Origin of the sequence: Sphingomonas sp., assembly GCF_031372575.1 — a bacterium.
Taxonomy (GTDB): Bacteria; Pseudomonadota; Alphaproteobacteria; order Sphingomonadales; family Sphingomonadaceae; genus Sphingomicrobium.
Map to the genome: position 1 here is coordinate 1 of NZ_JANMLM010000083.1, position 5,097 is coordinate 5,097.

4 protein-coding genes and 1 pseudogene are annotated in these 5,097 nt (G+C 63.9%); 2 read left to right on the top strand and 3 right to left on the bottom strand.

Annotation, left to right across the window (positions count from 1 at the left end; translation table 11 throughout):
• Positions 1–895 (top strand): annotated as a pseudogene (locus RMN73_RS08605) (ATP-binding cassette domain-containing protein); the annotation flags it as partial.
• 311 nt (positions 896–1,206) lie between these two features.
• Positions 1,207–1,935: a dienelactone hydrolase family protein gene (locus tag RMN73_RS08610; RefSeq protein WP_309602912.1), complete on the top strand. Its 729-nt coding sequence runs from the start codon at positions 1,207–1,209 to the stop codon at positions 1,933–1,935.
• A gap of 9 nt (positions 1,936–1,944) precedes the next feature.
• Here the strand turns inward: RMN73_RS08610 and RMN73_RS08615 are convergent, their stop codons facing one another.
• The 3 genes from RMN73_RS08615 to RMN73_RS08625 all read right to left on the bottom strand — a co-directional run.
• Positions 1,945–2,343: an OmpA family protein gene (locus RMN73_RS08615; protein WP_309602913.1), complete on the bottom strand. Its 399-nt coding sequence runs from the start codon at positions 2,341–2,343 to the stop codon at positions 1,945–1,947.
• Between the two features lie 35 nt (positions 2,344–2,378).
• Positions 2,379–2,858 carry a DUF4395 family protein gene (locus RMN73_RS08620; RefSeq protein WP_309602914.1) on the bottom strand — a complete coding sequence of 160 codons (480 nt, stop codon included), beginning with the start codon at positions 2,856–2,858 and terminating at the stop codon, positions 2,379–2,381.
• 94 nt (positions 2,859–2,952) lie between these two features.
• On the bottom strand, positions 2,953–5,097 hold a 2,145-nt coding region (locus tag RMN73_RS08625; RefSeq protein WP_309602915.1), incomplete at its 5' end, for a TonB-dependent receptor domain-containing protein.

The following is a 5,097-nucleotide window of genomic DNA, read 5'->3' on the forward strand; positions in this document are numbered from 1 at the left end:
GGGCTCGGGCAAGTCGAGCTTCACCATCGTCACGCTTTACGCCGCTGCCGCGCGCACCCTCAACGGCGCGCGCATCCTGGCCGGCAAGTACGACAAGATCACGGGCTTGGAACATCTCGACAAGGTGATCGACATCGACCAGTCGCCGATTGGCCGAACCCCGCGCTCCAACCCGGCGACCTACACCGGCGCCTTCACCCAGATCCGCGACTGGTTCGCCGGGCTGCCCGAAAGCCAGGTCCGCGGCTACAAGCCCGGCCGCTTCAGCTTCAACGTCAAGGGCGGCCGCTGCGAGGCGTGCACCGGCGACGGCCTGCTGAAGATCGAGATGCACTTCCTGCCCGACGTCTACGTCACCTGCGACGTGTGCCACGGCCAGCGCTACAATCGCGAAACGCTCGAGGTGAAGTTCAAGGGGCGCAGCATCGCCGACGTTCTCGACATGAACGTCGAGGATGCGGTCGAATTCTTCAAGGCGGTCCCCGGCATCCGCGACAAGATGGCGATGCTGGCCGAGGTGGGGCTGGGCTACATCAAGGTCGGCCAGCAGGCGACCACGCTCAGCGGCGGCGAAGCCCAGCGCGTCAAGCTCGCCAAGGAACTGTCGCGCCGCGCCACCGGCCAGACGCTCTACATCCTCGACGAGCCGACCACCGGGCTGCATTTCGAGGACGTCCGCAAATTATTGGAAGTGCTCCACGCCTTGGTCGAGCAAGGCAACACCGTGGTCGTGATCGAGCATAACCTCGACGTCATCAAGACCGCAGACTGGGTGCTCGACCTGGGGCCGGGCGGCGGCGTGAACGGCGGAGAGATCGTTGCGGAGGGCACCCCGGAGAAGGTGGCGGTGGCGGCGGGGAGTTTCACGGGGGCCTATCTGAAGCCGCTGTTGGAGCGGGCGGCAGCGAATGGGGAGCAGACCAGTGCGATGGTGCTAGCGAGTGCCCCGGGGTCAAGATATCGGGTCAGGTCCGAAATTGTGTCTAATTCGAGGAGAAGGACTGAAAGTGTGACCTCATCAAGGACATGATAGACTGACTTTGGATCGGGACTCGGATTGCCAACGAAAAATGGGAAATGTGGCGCTTTCCCAATTGCTGCCTGCCCGACCTCCAACGGGGCTAAAGCTAAACTGCTAATCCATCGGAACTAGCTAGCGAGGATGGGGAGTTTGAAATGGCCCGCATAAACCTCCCCACCCTCCTCTTGTGCGCCACCATCCCCCTAACCCCCGCCCTGGCCGCCACCCCAACCCTAACTGCCCACACCCCCGCCGCACCCCTCGCCACTTCCGACACCCGCACCGGCATCCTCACCCTCGCGGGCGGGGCTTATGCTTATCTGCCCAAGGGCCTGACCGGTGCGCCAGCGCCATTGCTGGTCGCGCTGCATGGGGCCGGGGGGCGGGCGGCAGATGTGCTCGAGGCGTATCGCGCCGATGCCGATGCCCATCATTTCATCCTGGTCCTGCCGCAATCAAAGGGGCCGACGTGGGACATGATCGTCGATCTGCAGAGCCGGCTCGGCGCGGAGATGAATGTCCAGCCGCGCTATGGCCGCGACCTGAAGGCGCTCGATGCGGCGCTGGCCGACCTGTTCGCGCGCGTCGCGGTCGATCCGGCGCGGGTCGGGATCATGGGGTTCTCCGACGGCGCGACCTATGCGATCAGCGTCGGCACCGCCAATCCTGTGCTGTTCCGCACGGTTATCGCTTACTCGCCCGGCCCCGCCTTCCCGACCAAATTCGACCCGACGCAGCGCATCTTCATCAGCCATGCCGAGGAGGATCCGGTGCTGCCTTACTCGGTCACGCGCGGCCTGGTCGCGAAGCTGCGGGTCAAGCATATGCCGTTGATGTTCGTGCCGTTCCACGGCGGGCATGAGGTGCCCAAGGACATCCACGCCAAGGCGGTCGCTTATTTCATGGGGAAGTGAGGCGCGGCGCTAGTTTGCGGCGACGAAGCGGATTTCGACGCGGCGGTTCTGCACTTCGCGCACCCCGTCTTCGGTAGCGATGATCGGCGATGCCTCGCCATAGCTGCGCACCCGCATCGCGCCGACCGGGACACCATGCGCGGCAAGATAATCGCGCGCTTGTTCGGCGCGTTTGCGCGAAGAAGCGATGTTCGGCCCGGCCGACCCCGATCGATCCGAATGCCCGTCGATCAGCATAGGCCCCGGCGCGGCGAGATAGCGCGCCGCCACCCCATCGAGGATCGCGGTCGCATCGCTCGACAGCTCGCCCTTGCCCCAGTCGAAGAACAGATAGGTCGGTGCCGACGCCGACTGCGCGCCAAGGCTGCCCGCAACCATCAACCCCAGCAAAGCCCAGCGAATCTTCATTCCCACCCTCTACGAAGGCGCCCGCACAACCGCAATCAGGCAATCAGCCCATGGGTCCGCATCCGATCCAGGATCAGCCCGATCGCCGCGCGCGCCTCGACGTCGATCACCGCTGTCATCAAAGATCGAGTAAGCCATGCAGGTCGCGCCGCCCTCCAGGTTTCCCCAAACTTGGCCGTGAGCAAGAATGTTGCGCCGAGGGTAGAGGCGAAGTGCTTGTTCTTAACAGCATTCCATTCGCTGAGCAGTGCGGCGTCTTTTACCAAAAATCGAAAATTGCGATCGAGGAGGTCGATCCGCGCTCGGAAATTAGTGGAGGAATAAAACACGCTTCCCAGCACCCAGAAGCCATCGGTGCTGCAATGGTCTTGTTCTCGCATTCCGCTACCAGAGACCGCGCACCAAACTAAACGGGTGAATAAGTCGCAAAAAGCATCCTCTACTGTTGCCCACTGCGCTAAGGCCGCACCAGACGCTTCGTGGAACTCATTGAAGGTGATAGGACGAGTGGTCACGACAGACACCGATCAAAAGCTAGAGGATGACGTGCTTTGCCGGATGCTGGCGACGAAGCCGCGGTTGCGTAATATCTGATCGATACTTGCCCGCTCAATAAGCAAAACTCGCCGTCACCCTCAAATCCCGCCCCGCCAGCGGCGCATAATCCTTGAGCAGGCTGGTCGATCGCCGCGCTTCGGCGTCGAAGTTGTTGTTCGCCGCCAGCCCCAGCCGCAGCTCGGGCCGCTCGGCGAATGGGGTCCAGTTCAGGCTCGCATTGACCAGGGTGAAGCCCGCCGTGTCGAACTCGATCCGTGCGGTGCGGCGGTGCGCCACGTCATGCTCGACCTCGATCCGCCCGTCGACCGCGCCGCGCTTGCCGGTCACCGCGCCAAGCAGGCGCAGCGGCGGGATCAACGGCGCCGGGCCAAACCCCTTGATCGTCGCGCGGGTCGCATCGGCCACCGCGTCCACGCCCCACTCGATCCCACCCAGTTTACCCAGTTTGGCATCGGCCTCGATCTCGAACCCGCTATAGGTCGCCTTGCCCTGCAGCGCCTGGTACACCGGCCAGTTATCACGAACCTCTCCGGTTGGTGCCTCGAACAGGAAGTTGGAGAAGCGACTGCTGTACAAAGTCGCATGCAGGTTCAAATTGCGGCTGGTGTGCCGGACCGTCGCTTCGAAGCCGATGCTTTTTTCGGTCGACAGATTGGGATCACCGATCTGGAAACTGGCATTGCCGCCATGCGGGCCATTGGCGAATAGTTCCTCGGCCGATGGTGCACGCTGGCTGCGGGCGAGATTAAGCCCCACGCTCCACTCGCTCGTCAATTCGTACCGCCCACCGGCCGACAGCGACAATGTCGAGTAACGCCGCTTGAGGTCGGAATTGCCGATCACGGCGTTGGCGTCGGCATCAAGCAGATTGCGCTCGAACCGCACCCCTGCCTCGACCCGAAACGGCCCGCGCTCAAGATGCTGGACGGTAAAGACACCGAACGATCGATTGTGAATCGGCGGGACGAACAATTCCTCGCCGACCGCTTTCTGCTTGATGTTGAGCGCCTGGATTCCCGAAGCCCCGCCCCACCCGGAGGGCGTGTCATGCTGCTCCAGATCGACGCGCGCTTCGCCGCCCTTGGAAAAGATCGTCGTCGCAATCGCCCCGTCGCCGCCAATTTCGGAATGTTGATAATCCGAATAGCCACCGCGCACCCTTAGCTGGCGGAAGAAGCCGCTGAGTGGGATTTCGGCGCGCGCGTCGTAGCGCGTCTGGCGAACGTCGAGATGGGTCGCCTCAGCTTCGATTTCGGGGTCGAGCGAATAGCGGATCGGAACCCCATAATAAGCCGTATGCCGGCTGACCGACGCGCCGATGTTCAGCCCGCCGTCGACATAGGCCAGCGCGCCCGCCACATCGAATGTCCGCCCGTCGCTGTTGGGCAGTCGGCCCTTGAGATCGGCCAGCCCACGGATCGCCGGGTCGCCGCTCAGCGCCGCCTGCCGCCGCAGCGGTTTGGCGAGGATGTATCCGCCGGTTTCGAGATCGTCATTCCTGGTCCGGCTGGCGTCGAGATGGGCGACGAAATTCGCCGTCACCCGCACGTCGATCGCCCCGCTGACGATCCACTCGTTGGCCGCGGTGCCATATCCGACGATGCCCTTCAGGCCGAGCGGCGCTTCGGGCACCCGGCGCGGAATCCGCGAATCCACCACATTGACCACCCCGCCGATCGCCGATGATCCGAACACCAAAGCCGCCGGGCCGTGGAGGATTTCGATCGACTGCGCGGTCAGCGGGTTGATCGCCACCGCATGGTCGCTCGATGAGGAGGAAACATCCAGGCTGCCGATCCCGTCGGTCAGGATGCGGATCCGGTCGCCGCCCAGCCCGCGCAGCACCGGCTTGGCCACGTTCGGCCCCGATCCCGCGGCACTGACCCCGGGCTGCTTGATCAATGTTTCGCCGATCGTCGGCCGGACATCGCGGGCCAGCGCCTCGCCGCTCAACACCGACACGTCGCCCAGCACATCGTCGCGCCGCCTTTTGCCGGTGATGATGATGGCTTTTTCCACCGTCTTGGGCGCGTCCTTCGCCGCAGCTTCGGCGGGCGGCGCGGAGTCAGCAGCGGGGGCAGCGGGCGCTTGGCCGTCGGTCGCAGCGTCCTGGGCAAAAGCCGATTGCGACACCAAAGCCAGCGCGGTTCCAGCGAGAAATACGAGGCGATTCATGAAATATTCCGATCGTTGCTG